Raw genomic sequence first — 17,268 nt, 5'->3', positions numbered from 1 at the left:
GGCGCGCCGCTCGCTCCAAATCTAACCTAATGAATCATCAGGGATTCTCGCTGTCCAGTCGAAAAAGCTAACGGCTTGTTAACCTCTTGCGAAGAATCAGCTTTTCATCAAAGCCCAGCCGTTGCAGGCCGGACTTTGATGAGAACGAATCAAGTTTGCTCAGCCCTTCAGCATCCGCTCGACGATGTCGCGCACGTCGTTGGAGAGCCCGCTCGACTTTTCAATGGTCGAAAGCGCGGCCTTTGCCTTCTCGGCGCGGGTCGGCTCCAGCATCCGCCAGGTGCGCATCGAGGTCAAAAGCCGGGCAGCCAACTGCGGATTGCGCTTGTCGATCAGAAGGATCTGCTCGGCCATGAAATCATAGGCTGCCCCGTCGGCGCGGTGGAAGCCGGTCGGGTTGGAGAAGGCAAAACTGCCGATCAGTGCCCGCACCCGGTTGGGATTGGCAGGATTGAAGCCGGGGTTGCTCATCAATGCCTTGATGCGGGCTAGCGCGCCGTCGCCCGGAATGCTCGCCTGCACCGAGAACCACTTGTCGAGCACCAGCGCGTTGCCGGCAAAGCGGGTTTGGAAATTGCCAAGGGCGGCCTGGGCAGCTTCGGTCTCCGGGAAATAGGTGACGAGAACGCCGAGCGCATGCGACAGGTCGGTCATGTTATCGGCTTTGTCATAAGCCTCGGCGGCCTTGGCCGGATCCTGGGCAGCCTGGACGAGATATCCAAGCGCAGCATTCTTCAGCGCCCGGCGGCCGGCGGAGGCCGCATCCGGGCTGTAGGGCGCATCGCTTGCCATGCCCTCGACCAACTGGCCAAACAGGTCCAGGCCCGCCCGGGCGATCTCGGCGACAAGCGCCTGACGTGCACGGTGGATGGCGTCGGGATCGATATTGCTGCCGAGTTCGCGGGCAATATCTGCCTCGCTGGGCAGAGCCAGCGCCTGCGCCCGGAAGGCCGGCTCAAGACTGTCGTCGCCAACAATGGAGAGCAGGCTCTTGGTCAGGGCTACTGCGGCGGCTGGATCGGCGGCGACTGCTGCCGACTTGGCCTTGGTGCCACGACCCTTGGCGGCGACTTTGCCGCCAGTCTGGCGGGCGCTTTCGCAGAGTACCGGCAGCGCAAGGTCGCTGAGCGCCTGCCAGCGGGAGAAAAGATCGCTGTCATGACTGGCGATCAGGGCGAGATCGGCGCTGTCCTGCTTGAAATGCAGCACGACCGGAGCGGAAAAACCGCGATTGAGCGACAGGACCGGGCGCTCGGCAATTCCGGAAAAGCGGAAGGTCTGGCGGCGTTCGGTCAGATGCAGGACATCGCCAGAGACTTCGCCGCCCTCGACGCCGGCAGCAGCCAACGGCGCGCCGGCGGCGGATAGCAGTCCGAAGCGAAGCGGAATATGCATCGGCTGCTTGTTCGGCTGGCCGGGTGTCGGCGGCACGACCTGTTCGAGATCGACGGTGAAGAGGCCGGCGCCGACATCGTAAGCGCAGGAGACGGTGACATTCGGGGTGCCCGCCTGATTGTACCAGAGCGAAAACTGGCTGAGATCGCGCTTGGAGACCTCGGCAAAGCAGGCGACGAAATCCTCGACCGTGGCGGCATCGCCGTCATGACGCTCGAAATAGAGATCCATGCCGGCCTTGAACAAATCAGGACCGAGGATCGTAGCGATCATGCCGGTGACTTCCGAGCCTTTTTCATAGACGGTCGTCGTGTAGAAATTATTGATTTCCTTATAGGTATTCGGCCGCACCGGATGGGCGAGCGGGCCGGAATCCTCGACGAACTGCTCGGCGCGCAGATGCCTTACCTCGGCAATGCGCTTGACGGCGCGCGAGCGCTGGTCGGCGGAGAACTGATGGTCGCGATAGACCGTCAGGCCTTCCTTCAGGCAGAGCTGGAACCAGTCGCGGCAGGTGATGCGATTGCCGGTCCAGTTGTGGAAATACTCATGCGCGATGATCGCCTCGATATTGGCGTAGTCGGCATCTGTAGCGGTTTCCGGATCGGCCAGCACATATTTGTCGTTGAAGACATTGAGGCCCTTGTTTTCCATGGCCCCCATGTTGAAATCGGACACGGCGACGATCATGAAGATGTCGAGATCGTATTCGCGGCCGAACACGTCCTCATCCCATTTCATCGAGCGCTTCAGCGCGTCCATGGCATAAGACGCACGCGGCTCCTTGCCATGCTCGACGTAGATTTTCAGCGCGACCTCGCGGCCCGACAGCGTCGTGAACGTGTCCTCGACCAGTCCGAGATCGCCGGCAACCAGCGCAAAGAGATAGCTGGGCTTGGGATGCGGATCGAACCAGGCGGCGAAATGCTTGCCTTCGCCATAGCCGGCACCCCCTAAGAAGTTGCCGTTCGACAGCAGCAGCGGATTGGCCGCCTTATCGGCGATAATATTGACCGTATAGACCGAGAGCACGTCGGGCCGGTCGGGGAAATAGGTGATGCGGCGGAAGCCTTCAGCCTCGCACTGGGTGCAGTAGATGCCGTTCGAGCGGTAAAGACCCATCAGTTGGGTATTCGCCTCGGGATTGATCAGCGTGGTGATGGTGATCTCGAAGGGCTCGGCGGCTGGCAGGTCGCGGATCGTCAGCAGGTTCGGCGTCGCGGTGTAGCGGCCAGGATCGATCTCGATCTGGTCGAACAATAGACTGGTCAGCACCAGTTCGTCGCCATCGAGCACCAAAGGTGCAGTCGGATCGGCGCCTTCGCGGCGATGGAAGATCAGCCGCGTCTCGACTTTGGTTTCTGTGGGATCGAGCTCGAAGGTCAGGTCGACCCGCTCAAGAACGAAGTCGGTCGGGCGATAGTCTGCCAGGCTGACAACCTGGCCCGTTTCTGTGCGCATCAATATGATCGTCCTATGGCAAATCGTCTACACGCAAGCATTTCAAAGAAACGGGCCAGCGCAATTCCTGGGCATGATGACAGCAATTTCTGAACGATTGCTAAAATCCGATCTATTATTGTTTTTTCTTGGTCCGACCGCAAACTCAAGTTGCAGACAGACTGGTGTGGCTCGACACCGAAGGTCATGGCACGATCTGCAATTCGGCGCGGATGTCCTCTTCGGTTTCGGTCTGCTGGATGATCACACCGTACCACCCGAGCCCATCATAATCCTCGTAGCCGAGGGTTTTGGCAAATGCGATGATGTTGCCGCTGTCATCGTAATAACTGCCCTTTGCAGCTCCGTTGCTGTTGTGCAGTGGGAAATGCGTATAGATCCGGCTTGGATTGGAGCTGGCAATCACTCGCATCGCGCCGTCGAGCAGCATGACCTGGGTCTTGTCAACGAGATGTGGCGGCAGATTGGCTTCTTTCTCGACGATCGCCTGGCCCTGGGCTTGCCAATCGAAATAGACGCCAAGCGTGCCGAGCAATGCGCCGTCGGACCGGCCGCCTTCGCGGATGCCTGTCGCATAGACCAGAACGTCCCGATCCTCATGCATGGGGCTTTTCCTGACTTCGTCGACGATATAATCGTCGCCACTTGTCGTGCGTGCCGCTGCCTTGACCCAGTTCTCGCCGGAGAAATTCTTGTTCTTCAGTGTCTTTGCATAGCGCGGATTGGCCGAGGCCACGACCTGTCCCTTCCGGTCGGTCATGACGAGGTCGATATAGACGGTGTAGAAGCGGTTGATCACCCCGAGGCGCCCGCTGGCGTGGTCGAAGCTCGCAGCGCTTGGATCTTGTAGCGCCGACCAGAGTGCCGAATCCGTTGCCCACCAGCGGACGTCTGCGGTGCGCTCGAACAGATTGCGCACGATAAACTGCACCAGCGTTAGGCAGAGATCGGTAAGTCTCACACCTTCCATTTCCTGGACCAGTCCGTCGGCCATTGCGCGTCCAAGCTGGATGCGGCTCAGTACATTGTCTTCAAACTGCTTGGCGATGTCTGCCGCACTCTGGGCCAGCCGCTGCACTTCATTGGCAACGACGGCGAAACCCTTGCCCATATCGCCGGCACGAGCGGCTTCGATCAGCGCATTGATTGCCAGCAGCCGGATCTGCTTGACCACCAAGGTATTGTTCATGCTGAAAGTCTCGAGATCGCCACCAATACTTTCGGTGATCAACCGCATGGAGCGGGGGGTGGCATTAACGACCCGATGTCTATGAGCAACTGCGGGAGAATTCGACATGGCGAAAATCCTGAAAACAAGGGCAGAGAACCCGAGTGTGGAGAAATTTAATATACTGTCGGGCAACAATCTAATGCATGACTTGGTTAACTAAGTATAAAACGAAATTCTTGAATTGGGACGGTTTTATTGTCGTGAAAACGACGATGAAAACCACGCGGATTCTTCGTAAATATTTGTAACAGAACATATTTTTATAAAAAAAAGTGATTTGGTGAGCGACAGTATCTGCGTGGGGTGATCTCCCTGTCGGCCAATAAAAATGCAAGATACATGCCAACCTTTTTTGGGCCTATGCTTGCGTGGCCGGATCGAATCGGCAATTGTGAGGTTCCAAACATCAGGTGCCCGCGCGCGCCACCTTCCCATCTTCAGCAGCTATCCGCCCGCGACAGTGGCGGCCATCATGAGTTTTCTGCCATGGACAGTGAGATATCGGTCGGCCCGATCAGAGGCATTCTGTTCAAGATGGCCTCGGTCACCGTCTTCGTCGCCATGCAAACGGCGATCAAACTGGCCGGAGACGATGTCCCTGCCGGGCAGATTACCTTCTATCGTTCTGCCTTCGCATTGTTGCCTATTTTGGGCTATCTCGCCTATCTCGGCCAACTCAGGACGGGATTGAAGACGGCCAATGTCTTTGGCCACGTCAAGCGCGGCCTTATCGGCATCACCGCCATGGCCTGCGGCTTCTACGGCTTGGTGCATCTGCCGATGCCTGATGCCATCGCCATCGGCTATGCCATGCCGCTGATTGCGGTCATGTTTGCCGCCATCTTCCTGCGCGAAACGGTCCGGCTCTATCGCTGGTCGGCGGTCGCCATTGGCCTTGTCGGCGTGGTGATCATTTCATGGCCGAAACTGACCCTGCTGCAGGGCGGGGATTATGGCTCCTCCGCTGGGATCGGCGCGCTTGCTGTGCTGGCCTCGGCGGCGCTGGGAGCAGGCGCCATGCTGCAGGTGCGCCAGTTGGTGCAGGAGGAAAAGACCGCGACCATCGTCCTCTATTTTTCGATCATCGCTTCTTTGGTCTCGCTGCTCAGCCTGCCCTTCGGCTGGAACGACCTGACATCTGTCCAACTTGCCCTGCTTGCCTTTGCCGGCATCTGCGGCGGCCTTGCCCAAATCCTGCTCACCGAAAGCTATCGCCACGCCGATATCTCCACGATTGCCCCTTTCGAATACACCTCGATCCTGTTTGGCTCACTGATCGGCTATTATCTGTTTGGCGATCTTCCAAGCGTGCATACGCTGGTTGGAACCGTCATCGTGGCCGGTGCCGGCATCTTCATCATTCTGCGTGAGCATCAACTGGGCCTTGAACGCCGTGCTGCGCGCAAGGCTTCGCTTCCAGCTGGCTAATCGTCAGATATCGGCGATCTTCGAAGACGCAGCCTCAGTGCCCTGCATGGGCAGTGAGGAGGCCTGGAATTCGGTCTTGCCATCCTGGCCCGGCACCTGGCCGGGTGTAGCGCTGCGCTTGCACATTCGCCAGCCGGCATAGCTAGCGTAGAGGAAGAAGCTGATGGCCAGGCTGACCAGAAGCCCGTTCGGTCCAAGTTCTTCCATGATCGCCCCGGTTACGAGCGGTCCTGTCACCGTTCCAAACCCGTAGAGGATCATGATGGCGCTTGAAATTGTCACATATTCGTCGGGATCGGCCAGGTCATTGGCATGGGCGACATTGAGGGAATAAACCGGATAAAGCACCGTGCCGACGGAGAAGCCGCAAATATAAAGCGCCAGCGGCGACAGGCCGCCGAGCATAATCATCACGACGCAGCAGAGCACGCCGAACAGGCCGGCGCCGACCATCACCCGGCGGCGGTCCATCCGGTCGGACAGCCGACCGAGCGGGATCTGGGCGAGCGCGCCGCCAGCCAAAACGGCCGCGAGAAACGTTGCGCCTTCAGCCGTCGATAAACCGACCCGCTGGCTGTAGACCGCGCCAAGGCTGCTCCAGGTACCCGACAGCGCGCCTGATAACAGTGAACCGACGAAGGCAATCGGCGATCGCACGTAGAGTTTCTTCAGGTCGAACCGGGCCTGGGCGAGCGGCGCTGGCGACTGGGCGCTGGACAGCGCCGTCGGAAACAAGGCGGCGGAAAAGATTAGTCCACAGATCACAAACAGCGTCACCTGGCTCGGATCGCCAAGTGGCACGATATACTGGCCGCCGATCGAGCCGACCAGGCAGGAAATCATGTAGATGGAAAACAGGCCGCCGCGGTTTTCGTTGTTGCTGCGCTCGTTCAGCCAGCTTTCGATGATCAGATAGCTGCCAGCAATGGCAAAGCCAGCAATAGCGCGAAACAGGATCCAGGCCCGCCAGTCGACAACGATGGCGCAAAGCAGGATCGACATCGTCAAAAGCGTGATCAGCGCCGAGAATACCCGGACATGCCCGACCTTCTGCACCAGCCGAGGGGTGACCACGCAGGATGTGGTGAAGCCGAACGTGTAGCCCGTCGCAATCACGGAAATGGTGAAGGTCGACCAGCCTTCAGCCACCGCACGGATCGGCAGCATGTAGTTCATCAGCCCGAATCCCGCCATCATCAGCAGGGTCGATAGCATGAGGGCGCCGATGGAGGCGAGACTGGCAATCATCATAAGTCCGCTGCGGCACGGCCGCTGTTAAAAAGGTGTCGGACAGGCCGCTTGACCGAGCCTGATCTACGTCAGCAATTATGCCGTGAATATGACAGGTGACGACATCCTGTCTGCGGCATCGCAGCCGCATATAGAACGCCCTCGAGTTGCGGTGCAAGGTAAGCGTTCGCAGCGATGGTTTCTGTTGTGCGATGTCGCTTTCGGCGCTACCGCTTTACAGCTTCAATTGCTGTTTTACTGCTTTCAACACTATTTCACTGTCCTGGGTTGAAAACGATTTCTCTGAAACAGCCGCAGGACTGTATTGTTGCGTTTAAAAATTTTTTCTCAAAAGAATTGATTGCGGAACAGTTTGCTTCTATTGCTGTGGTATACGAGAAACCGGTGCAATCGTCCGTTCCGGTTGTCTTGTATAGCTTTTTGCTACTTTGCTCAATTATGTAAATCTGATCGTGGATCTGCCTATGGCGCTTTCCGTCGCAACGCTCGCAACTTCCCGGCGCTTTGCCGAGGCAATGGCCACAATGGCCGGACAGCTGGGCGGCCAATTCGACGAGACGCCGCGGCTGGCGCGGGCACTGGTGTCGCATCAACGATGGATGATGACCCACGCTGCCTTCGCTTTGTTTGCCGATCACGCGACAGGACGATGCACGGGGGCAGGGCTGACAGCGAGCGCCCTGACGGACTGGATCTGCGGCATGGGCGTCGCCAGCCGCAATACGGTGCTGACCTATGTCGATCAGATGTTGAGCTACCGCTTCATCAGGCTGCATCCGCAAAGCCGCAAGCGTCCGCGCAGTTTTGAACTGGTGGAGAACAGCGTTCAGGCGATGCAGCACTGGTTTGCTGCCAATCTTGCCTCGCTGGATTATGTCGACGATGGTTGCAGGCTTGCGCAATTCCTGCAGCATCCCGAATTGCTGCTGCTGGTGCAGCCTGATTTTGCGCGGCAATGCATCGACGACCATGCCTGGCGCGAACCAGATGAGCGCATCGGCCTGTTTCAGTGGACGGAAAGCGGCGCGCTTGTCATGGACCGTTTCGTCGAATTGACGATGCAGGCGCCACTGACTGATGGCTTCTATGACCTCGGCATTGTCGATATTCCCGCCATGGCCGAACGCTTCGTCATGTCGCGTACTCATTTGCAGCGAGCTTTGAAGCGGGCCGAAGATCAGGGCTGCATTCGTCGCACCGGCCAAGGTCGCGCCAGCCGCATCGAGCTGGCCGAAACGTTTCTACTGGATTATCTCGCTTGGCTTGCACGCAAGTCGGCGGTGCTGGACGCTGTATTCGAGCGCGAACTTGGGCTGATCGTATCCTGCGAATCAACCGGGTTCGAGACAGAACAGATTGCGGTTGGTTGTTCGGCCTGATTTTGGGTAGAATAAGAGGCGTCAGGTCGCAATTTCAAAACGCAAAAAACCGCCGACCTCCTAAATGAGATCAACGTGCTGATGCGTCTCACGTTCGACGCTTCCCTCTCGCGGTCTTGGCCCCGGTCATGCCTTCAGTTTCGGGACCGCGAAGCGTCAAGCCTCAGGAGACAATCAGAAGGGGATGGCGCGCAGGGCCGCGTCGTCGGCATTCGCCGTGGTGGAACGGCTGAAATCGCGGGATGCGCCAACGGCGTCGCGGATCTGGCGCAGGGCCTGGAACGGCTTCAGCAAAGGGTTCGAGCGGGATGTGGCTTCGTTCATCGGGCGTCTCTTTCCAGTCTGAGCCAAGCTGTTGCGGCCAACTGCTCGCAGGCAACGTAGCCCACGCGGTAATAGGTATGCAGACGCGGCAGCGCGCGGATCTGCGCACGCACGCTTTCGAAATTGCTGTGAATCGGTTTGGTAATGCGATTGCGGTTCATCGTCCTGGTTCCTGTAAGGTCCTCCCAAGACTTGTGGCGCAGAGGTCGGCCATTCATGCCCGACTCCAATTCACCACGCCCTCATATTGCGCTGCAATATAAAATATTCAATCGATCTTAGCTGATGACTGCCATGCGATTGCTGCATGGGTGCGGATCTGGTGTTTACAGCAGGCGTTGCTGGAAAGACAGAAGATCGCGCCAGGCGAGCGCCTTTGTGGCCGGGGCTTGCAGCAGATCCTGCGGGTGGAAGGTGGCGATAGCGGGGATGGTCTGGCCACCGGCGGCCACGTCGCGCCAGGCGCCGCGCAAGGCATGGATCGTGCCTGTGCCGCCGAAGAAGAAACGGGCGGTGAAATTGCCGAGCAGCAGCACGGCCTTCGGCTCGATCAGGGCAATCTGCCGTTCGATAAAGGGTCGGCAGATTGCCGCCTCGGCCGGCGTTGGCATACGGTCGCCAGGACCGCGCCATGGAATGGCCGTGGTCAGCACCAGCGCCTCACGCGAAAGCCCGATGGCCGAGAGCATTCGGTCCAATAGTGCGCCGCTGCGGCCGGAAAAGGCGAGCCCCTCCCGATCGTCGTCAGCAGACGGGATAGGGCCGATAACCATGATGCCGCTCTGGGCCGGGCCTTGCGCAAAGATCGTCGACCGAGCGCTGGCTTTCAGATTGCAACCCGAGAAGCCTTCGAGCGCGGTCTTCAATTCTTCGAGCGACCGGGCGCTTTCAGCGGCGAAGCGGGCGTCGCTGATCGCGGTATCGTCGGGAATGGCAAGCGGTGCCGTCGGCGAGCGCAAAGCGGGCTGCAGCTTCTGCTGCGGGCTTGCGCGGTCGCGGATATCGCCGGTTCCCGACGCGCCGCTCGTTGCTGGCGGTCCGGTTTGAACCTGCGGCGCCTGCTGTACGGAGGGCCGAGCGCGTGCCTGACGTTCGGCGGCAAACTGAGCGATCCGGTCGACCGGGTCGTCTTCCACGAGCCATTCCACCCCGGCTTCGGCATGGAAAGCCAGAAGGGCAGCGAGTTCGGCTGGTGTCATCTGCTCGGCAGGGATCATGGGTCTATGTTAGCCAAGCGCGCCGCCGAAAGGAACAGCAAAGCATGGCCTGATTTGCGCAAAGGTGTTTCGTGTCACGCCGTCCACAGGTCAATGTCGTCGCGGTCGCCGATCAGGGCCAGACCATGGGCGATCGACACCATTTCGCCGCCGCTTTCGATCCGCTCCGTGCCAAAGCGCTCGGCAAATATTCGCCGTACCGCAGGCACGAAAGAGGTGCCGCCGGTCAGGAACACTTTATCCACCGTCGATGCCTCGGTGCCGGTTCGTGTCAGCACATCGTCAAGTGCAGCTTCCATGCGGGCGAGGTCGTCGGCGATCCAGCTCTCGAAATCCTGGCGCTTCACCGTCTTGCGACCGGCTGCGCCCAGCGGCGAGAAGTTGAACTCGGCTTCTTCGGCCGATGACAGGGCCATCTTGGTCGAGGAGACGGCCTGATAGAGCGGGTATCCTTCGTCATGCTCGACGAGATCGATGAACAATTCCAGCTTGTCTGGGTCGAGGCTCTGGCGCACCAACTGCTTGAGGTCGGCAAATTCCTTCGACGACTTGAATACCGACAATTGGTTCCAGCGCGAAAAGCTGGTGTAGTAATTGCTGGGGATGTCGAGAACCTTGTCGAAGCTCTTGAACTGGCTGCCTTTGCCGATTTCAGGCGCCACCAGATGCTCGATGATGCGTGCGTCGAACTGATCGCCGGCAATGCCCACGCCGGAATAGCCGACCGGATGCGCCGACAGCACGCCAGCCCGCCGCTCGAAGCGGATCAGCGAATAGTCTGTGGTGCCGCCGCCGAAATCGGCGACCAGCACGGTCGCATCGCTGGTCAGATGCTGGGCGAAATAGAAGGCGGCTGCGACAGGCTCATAGACATAGTGGATTTCCGGAAAGCCCATGCGGTTCAGCGCGTCATTGTAGCGGCGCATGGCAAGCTCGGGATCGGGCGACGCGCCGGCGAAATGCACCGGTCGTCCGGCAACGATGCGGCCGGCATGGCCGGGCCAGCCGTCACCGGCGTAGCTTTCTAGTCGCTTCAGGAACACCTCCATAAGGTCTTCGAACTGGAAGCGGCGCGCATGCACCAATGTGCCCTGGAACAGCGGCGAGGCGGCGAAGGTCTTGATCGACTGCAAGAAGCGGCAATCGCCGGGGTTGTCGATGAATTGCCGGATCGCGGCATGGCCGGCCTCCACCTTCAGCGCGCGGGCGCCAAGCTGCGGGTCCTTCATGAAAGACAGCGCCGTGCGCATGCTGTCTGCGGTCCCTGCTGCCGAGGTGAATTGCACCGACTGCGTCGTCGAGGCGTCGACCGCCTGCGCGAGGACGGTATTGGTCGTGCCGAAATCGAGCCCGAGCGCTTTAGCCATGGCTGGTTCTCCCCAATCTGCGTGAGTTTGCCGGTGGTGGCGCGCCTGTGGCGGCGTGGTGACAGGATCAATTGATAGCGCCGAGGTCGAAACCCGTGTCAGCGCAGCGGTGGCCTGATGACACAGGCGGCACCGCGATGCAAGAAACGATTTTGTAACATGGTCGCCTTGCCGATAGCCGGCAAACGCAAGAACGCCGCGTTCGCGGGAACGCGGCGTTCTGATTGTTTACGCCGACCTACTGCCGGCGCTGTCATGTCAACGGAAGCGATGAGCGGTGTTCAGCGCAAAACCCGACCGGCGCCCCAGGTGATCACCAGTCCGACCAGCGCCAAGAGCCCGCCCCAGATGATCCAGGGCGTCTGGTTGATCATGAAACTGGACTGCGGGTAGGGGAAGAGACCCGCCCCCTGCGCCATCCAAAGAACACCCATGGCAATGGCCAGTACGCCGACCACAGTCATAACCCAACGCATTGCTGCCATTGCCTTGCTCCCGTTTATTCTGCCGCCATGGCCGGTTTGGAGGGGTGATCCTCGCTATTGGCCGGATGATGGCTCTTGTTGCGGCGGAACAGCCGGGTCAGGAATTTACCGCCCCGGTCCATTTCAACGAAGATGACAGGCGTGATGAACAGGGTCAACAACTGCGACACGATCAGGCCGCCGACCACGGCGATGCCAAGCGGCTGGCGCAGTTCGGAACTGGCGCCCTGGCCAAGCGCGATGGGCAGCGCGCCGAGCAGGGCGCAGAAGGTCGTCATCATGATCGGCCGGAAGCGTCGCACGCAGGCTTCGTGGATCGCCTTTGCCGGTGCCTCGCCATGGTCACGGATCAACTCCACGGCCACGTCGATCATCATGATCGCGTTCTTCTTGACGATACCAATCAGCATCAGCAGACCGATAAGCGCAATGACGGACATGTCGAAGTTCAGCACCTTCAGCGCCAGCAGAGCACCGAGTGCTGCAGCCGGTAGACCCGAGAGGATGGTGAGCGGGTGGATGAAGCTCTCATAGAGCACGCCCAGAACCACATAAATCGTCAGAACCGCGGCCAGGATCAGCAGACCGGTATTGCTCTGCGACTGCTGGAAGATTGCCGCCGTGCCGCCATAGGACGTGAAGACGTCGTTTGGCATGCCGATTTCCGTCTTGATCTGGTCGATCCGGGCGGTGGCATCGCTGAGTGACACGCCATCGGGCAGATTGAAGGACACCGTGGTCGAGACCAGCTGGCCGGTCTGGTTGACGGTGACAGGCGCTGTATGGCGCTTGACCGTGGCGAAGTTCGACAGCGGTACCAGCGTTCCCGTCGAGGAAGACCTGACCAGGATATCGCGCAGGAACTCATCGTCCCATGGCTTGCTGCGGTCGAACTCGACGATCACGTCATAGCTGTCGCCGGTCGACTGGATCTGAGCGGCGTTGTAACCGCTGAAAGCCATTTCCAGCGTCTTGCGCAGCTGATCGTTGGTGATGCCGAAAGCGGCAGCCTTGCCATTGTCGATCGAAATGTCCGCAGCAATCGCATTGTTCTGGGCGTCGGAGGTGACGTCGGTAAACAATGAGTCTCGGCGCATCGCAGCTTGGATTTTCGACGACCACTCGTCGGTTTCCTTGGTGCTGAGAGCCTGAACCACCAACTGGTACTGGCTGGCCGTGCTGCGTCCGCCGAAGCGCAGGTTTTGCTGGGGTGTGATGTAGCTGCGGATACCCGCTATTTTCGACAGCTTCTGCCGCATGCCGTTGATCGTCTGGGCCAGCGGCGGCCGGTTGTCCTTGGGCTTCAACTGCACGAACAGCGTACCGTTGTTGAGCGGGCTGCGGCTGGAACCGCCGACGATCGAGGTGACGTGATCGACGGCCGGATCGGCCTTCAACGTGTCGGCAACCTTCTGCTGCAGGTCGCGCATGGCATCGTAGGAAATGTCCTCGCGGGCCTGGGTGCTGACCGAGAGGCGGCCGATATCTTCCTGTGGGAAGAAGCTGGAGGGCAGGGTCTCGAACAACCAGGCAGAGCCGCCGATCGAGCCTAGAAACACCAACATGATCACGAAGCGATGGTTGAGGCACCAGCGCACCGACTTGTCGTAACCCGACTGCGTCTTGTTAAACCCGGCGTCGAACCAGCGCACGATGAGCGGTGGCCGGCTGCTGTGGGAAGGAATGCGTGCCGCCAGCATCGGCGTCACCGTCAGCGATACCAGCGCAGACGACAGGATCGCCAGGGTAACGACCATGCCGAATTCGTTGAACAGACGTCCTACGACGCCACCCATCAGCAGGATCGGAATGAACACCGCCACCAGCGAGATCGACATGGAAATGATCGTCGAGCTGACTTCGCCGGCGCCCTTCAGCGCCGCCTGCATCGGCGGCATGCCTTCTTCGACATGGCGCAGGATATTTTCGAGCATGACGATGGCATCATCGACCACGAGGCCGACCGCGAGCGTCAGGCCGAGCAATGATATGTTGTCGACGCTATAGCCCAGCACATACATGCCGCCGAAGGTGGAAATCAGTGACAGCGGCACGGCGAGGCCCGGAATGAGGGTCGCAGTCAGATGGCCGGTGAACAGATAGATCACCAGGACAACAAGGCCGATGGTCAGGAACAGGGTGAACTGCACGTCGTGGATGGCCTCGCGGATTGCGGTCGAGGCATCGTTCATGACGTTGATATGCAGCGAGGGCGGCAACTGCCGTTTCAGGGCCGGCAGCTTCGCCATTATTTCGTCGACGACATCGACGGTGTTGGCATCCGGTTGGCGCTGAATGGCAAGAATGATCGCCTGCTTGCCATCAAACCAGCTGCCGGCATCGAGATTTTCGACGCTGTCGCGGACATTGGCGACGTCAGACAGATGAATGGGCGCACCGTTGCTGGTGGTGGAGATCACCAGCGACTTGAATTCGTCGGCATTGGTGCGCTGCGTATTGGCATTAATGGTCAGCGACTGGGCTGCGGTGTTGAGCGAGCCGATCGGAACCTGGCTATTGGCATTGGAAATTGCCGTCGTCAGCGTATCGACACCCAGGCCACGAGCCTGCAGCTTGGCGGGATCGACGCCGATGCGGACTGCATAGGTCTGCGACCCGTAAATGCTGACCTGAGCAACGCCGTTCAGCGTCGATAGCAGCGGCGAAATGATGTTTTCGGCAATCGAATCCACCTGACTGCGCGGCATCTCATCGCTGTTGATGGCGAGCAGCAGGATCGGCGCATCCGCCGGGTTGGTCTTCCGATAGCTCGGATCGGTGGTCATATTGCTCGGCAGCTGCCGGCTGGCACGCGAAATCGCCGCCTGCACGTCAGCGGCTGCGGCATCGATGTCACGGTTCAGGTCGAACTGGATGACGATCGAGGAATTGCCGAGCGAGTTGGTGGCACTGATTTCGCTGACGCCGGGAATGGTCTCGAACTGCTTGATCAGCGGCGTGGAGACCGACGTCGCCATGGTCTCCGGCGAGGCGCCAGACAGGGTCGAAGAGACGTTGATGGTCGGGAAATCGACCTTTGGCAGAGCGGCAACTGGCAGCAGCCGATAGCCGGCAAGCCCTGCCAATATTAGGCCGATGGCGAGAAGAATGGTCGCGACTGGTCTGTTGATACAGAAAGTAGGGATCATCGGGTCACATCCTTCGGCTCGTTTTCAGCCACTTTCTGGCCCGAGAACTGCTCGACAACGGTCTGCCCGTCGGCGAGCTGGACCTGACCTTCGACCACGATATGGTCACCTTCCTTCAGGCCCGATGAGATTGCCGTCATATCGCCATTGGCGCGCAGCACGGCAACCTTGGTGGCCTTGACCTTGCTGTCGCCATTGACAGTGTAGACGAAGAAGCCATCAGCACCTGGCCTGACGGCCACCGTCGGCACCAGAACCGTCTCGGTGTCGCCGGGGAAGCGCACGGTGACATTGGCGCTCTGGCCGGGCCAGAGTACGCCCTTGTCATTCGCGAACTCTGCCTTGACCAGAATTGTGCCAGAGGCGGTGTCAACCGTATTGTCGAAGAAGGACAACTTTCCGCTCACAGGGACGCCGCCGGTCGAGGCCGGATCGACATCGACAGCCACATCCTTGACGCCGAACGCTTGGTGCAGTTGCGGCAAATAGCGTTCCGGCATCTGGAACCGGACATAGATGGGATTGTAGCGGGTGATGCTGACAATGGCGCTGCCGGCGCTGACATAAGCGCCGATGCTGAGCTGAATGCTGCCCAGCCGACCGTCAAACGGTGCCCGTATTTTCATATGTTCGAGATCGACCAGATCGGACGCGAGTGTCGCTTTGTCCGCATCGACTTTGGCGGCTGCCGAGTCGCGCGCGGCCTTTGCCTGCTCGTAGGTCTGCTGCGACTGGGCATTTTGCTTGACCAGGCTCACGGCGCGCTGAAAGGCAGCGTCATATTCGACAAGGCTTGCTTCGTCGGCGACGATATTGGCCTTATCCTTGTCGACGGTCGCCTGGGCAATGCGGTCGTCCAGCCGAGCAATCAGATCGCCGGCCTTCACTTCCTGGCCGTCCTTGGCGATCACGTCCTGCAACAGCCCGCTTTGCAGCGCTGCAAGCGTCGTCGTATCCTCGGCTTCGGCCCAGCCTGTCGCCGTCGCGTCCATCGGTAGATTGCCCATGGCTGCCGCAATCGTCTTTACCGATGCTGGCCCGCCGTTGCGCTTGCCGCCACCTTTGCCCGATCCGCCTTGGCCAGCAGCCTGCCCACCACCAGCCTGTCCACCGCTTGCCTGTCCACCTGACTTGCCGGCGTCCTGACCAGGTGCCTGCGTGCTGGCATCCGCCGTCTGCGTGCCCGACTTGTGCACATAGCCTGACAGGACAGGCACTTTGTCTAGATAGGGAATATGATCGCGGTAAATCCACCCACCAACGGCGAGAATTGCAATGATGCTGGAAGCGGTCCAGAATTTTTTCATGTGTTCGGGCCTGACGAAGCTAGAGCTGGTCTATAACCCCTATCATTATTGAATTAATGCACTGCGAAAATAACGGTGGCGCACACTATCGATCAACTCGAAGTGAGTTCTCCTTAAATTCCTGTAATAAAGCCCGTTTTAGTGATGATATCCTTGGCTAGTCACTAAAACGGGCGACCGGAACGGGAAACCTTGCCGGTATTACAACGATTTGGCAGCGCCACCGTCCACCCGCACCATTGTGCCGGTGATATAGGCAGCCGGGGCCGAACATAGAAAAGCGCCGGCCGCCGCGAATTCCTCGACCGTGCCGAGACGTCCGGCAGGGATCGTTTTGATCGAGGCCGCGCGCACCTCGTCCAGAGACTTGCCTTGACGCTTGGCATTGGCGCCGTCGAGTTCGTCAATCCGGTCGGTATGGATGCGGCCGGGCAGAAGCAGGTTTGCAGTGATGCCGAGAGGCGCAATCTCGCTGGACAAAGTCTTGTTCCAGCCGACCAGTGCGCCACGCAGCGTATTGGAAAGGGCGAGGTTGCCGATTGGCTCGACGACGCCGGAGGAGGCAACGGTCAGGATGCGGCCAAACCCCTGCGCCTTCATCTGCGGCAGAAGCGCATTGGTAAGTGTGATCACCCGCACCACCATCGACTGGAAGAACATGTGCAGCTTTGCCTCGTCCATCTCTTCTGCCGTACCGGGCACTGGGCCGCCGGTATTGTTGACGAGAATGTCGATGCCGCCAAGCTTCTGCGCCACGGCCTCGACCATGGTCGAAACAAATCCATCGTCGGCAAGATCCGCTACGACATAATCTGCCTTGCCGCCGGCAGCAGTGATTTCGGCGCAGTTGGCGGCCAGCTTCTCTTGCGTGCGGCCGCAGATCAGCACTTGCGCGCCCTCGGCGGCGAGCGCGCGGGCAATGCCAAGCCCGAGGCCGCGCGAGGCTGCAAGAACGAGGGCGCGTTTGCCGGAGATGCCGAAATCCATGGTGAAATCCTCTTTTACGAATAAATTTGTTTAGCGACCGTAACGAGTGATCCGGACAAAATCAAAGCCCTTCAGCCGAGAGTGGTGGTGAATATCCGCCGGGCCGGTCACCTCGCATCAAGTGCTGCGACGGCTCCATCAGTCATTGCGGAAACCGTCTCCAAGCTGGTCTTCCCGTCATTCGCCATTTCAGTAACTTCTCCCTTTGTCACGCTTCCACGAGACAGCGCGGCAGCGTCTGTTTGAGCGTCTTTCAATTGACGTGAACGTAAAGGGAAGATATTCTG

The 17,268-nt window shown here is 59.5% G+C and carries 13 protein-coding genes; 2 read left to right on the top strand and 11 right to left on the bottom strand.

Annotated elements, in window-relative coordinates; translation table 11 throughout:
- Window positions 1–159: 159 nt before the first annotated feature.
- Window positions 160–2,856, bottom strand: coding sequence for an aminopeptidase N (gene pepN, locus BJF91_RS23145; RefSeq protein ID WP_075616860.1), 2,697 nt, complete (start codon window positions 2,854–2,856; stop codon window positions 160–162).
- 184 nt (window positions 2,857–3,040) lie between these two features.
- Window positions 3,041–4,153 (bottom strand): methyl-accepting chemotaxis protein, encoded by a 1,113-nt coding sequence (locus BJF91_RS23140; RefSeq protein WP_075616859.1) that lies wholly within the window; start codon window positions 4,151–4,153, stop codon window positions 3,041–3,043.
- Window positions 4,154–4,573: 420 nt separating this feature from the next.
- Between BJF91_RS23140 and BJF91_RS23135 the strand changes: the two genes are divergently transcribed.
- The gene (locus tag BJF91_RS23135) at window positions 4,574–5,515 is read left to right on the top strand and encodes a DMT family transporter (protein WP_075617044.1); all 942 of its coding nucleotides are present in this window, start codon (window positions 4,574–4,576) and stop codon (window positions 5,513–5,515) included.
- A 3-nt stretch (window positions 5,516–5,518) separates the two neighbouring features.
- Here BJF91_RS23135 and BJF91_RS23130 read toward each other — a convergent pair whose 3' ends face one another.
- On the bottom strand, window positions 5,519–6,763 hold the full coding sequence (locus tag BJF91_RS23130) for an MFS transporter (protein ID WP_075617043.1): 1,245 nt from the start codon (window positions 6,761–6,763) through the stop codon (window positions 5,519–5,521).
- A gap of 467 nt (window positions 6,764–7,230) precedes the next feature.
- Between BJF91_RS23130 and BJF91_RS23125 the strand changes: the two genes are divergently transcribed.
- On the top strand, window positions 7,231–8,145 hold the full coding sequence (locus BJF91_RS23125) for a hypothetical protein (RefSeq protein WP_075616858.1): 915 nt from the start codon (window positions 7,231–7,233) through the stop codon (window positions 8,143–8,145).
- A 174-nt stretch (window positions 8,146–8,319) separates the two neighbouring features.
- Here BJF91_RS23125 and BJF91_RS25135 read toward each other — a convergent pair whose 3' ends face one another.
- The 8 genes from BJF91_RS25135 to BJF91_RS23095 form a co-directional block, all read right to left on the bottom strand.
- On the bottom strand, window positions 8,320–8,469 hold the full coding sequence (locus BJF91_RS25135) for a hypothetical protein (RefSeq protein ID WP_162843913.1): 150 nt from the start codon (window positions 8,467–8,469) through the stop codon (window positions 8,320–8,322).
- Window positions 8,466–8,630: a hypothetical protein gene (locus BJF91_RS25130; RefSeq protein ID WP_162843912.1), complete on the bottom strand. Its 165-nt coding sequence runs from the start codon at window positions 8,628–8,630 to the stop codon at window positions 8,466–8,468. Before BJF91_RS25130 ends, BJF91_RS25135 begins: the two co-directional genes overlap by 4 nt.
- Window positions 8,631–8,795: 165 nt before the next feature.
- Window positions 8,796–9,686, bottom strand: coding sequence for a uracil-DNA glycosylase (locus BJF91_RS23120; RefSeq protein ID WP_075616857.1), 891 nt, complete (start codon window positions 9,684–9,686; stop codon window positions 8,796–8,798).
- Between the two features lie 74 nt (window positions 9,687–9,760).
- Window positions 9,761–11,053: an Hsp70 family protein gene (locus BJF91_RS23115; RefSeq protein ID WP_075616856.1), complete on the bottom strand. Its 1,293-nt coding sequence runs from the start codon at window positions 11,051–11,053 to the stop codon at window positions 9,761–9,763.
- A gap of 281 nt (window positions 11,054–11,334) precedes the next feature.
- Window positions 11,335–11,538: a hypothetical protein gene (locus BJF91_RS23110; protein WP_075616855.1), complete on the bottom strand. Its 204-nt coding sequence runs from the start codon at window positions 11,536–11,538 to the stop codon at window positions 11,335–11,337.
- Window positions 11,539–11,552: 14 nt separating this feature from the next.
- Window positions 11,553–14,687 (bottom strand): efflux RND transporter permease subunit, encoded by a 3,135-nt coding sequence (locus BJF91_RS23105; RefSeq protein WP_075616854.1) that lies wholly within the window; start codon window positions 14,685–14,687, stop codon window positions 11,553–11,555.
- Window positions 14,684–15,994 (bottom strand): efflux RND transporter periplasmic adaptor subunit, encoded by a 1,311-nt coding sequence (locus tag BJF91_RS23100; protein WP_075616853.1) that lies wholly within the window; start codon window positions 15,992–15,994, stop codon window positions 14,684–14,686. Before BJF91_RS23100 ends, BJF91_RS23105 begins: the two co-directional genes overlap by 4 nt.
- A 201-nt stretch (window positions 15,995–16,195) precedes the next feature.
- Window positions 16,196–16,981 carry an SDR family oxidoreductase gene (locus BJF91_RS23095; RefSeq protein ID WP_075616852.1) on the bottom strand — a complete coding sequence of 262 codons (786 nt, stop codon included), beginning with the start codon at window positions 16,979–16,981 and terminating at the stop codon, window positions 16,196–16,198.
- Window positions 16,982–17,268: the final 287 nt, after the last annotated feature.

Origin of the sequence: Gillisella taibaishanensis, from assembly GCF_001938985.1 — a bacterium.
Taxonomy (GTDB): domain Bacteria; phylum Pseudomonadota; class Alphaproteobacteria; order Rhizobiales; family Rhizobiaceae; genus Allorhizobium; species Allorhizobium taibaishanense.
This window is presented reverse-complemented; position numbering and strand designations above follow the sequence as displayed.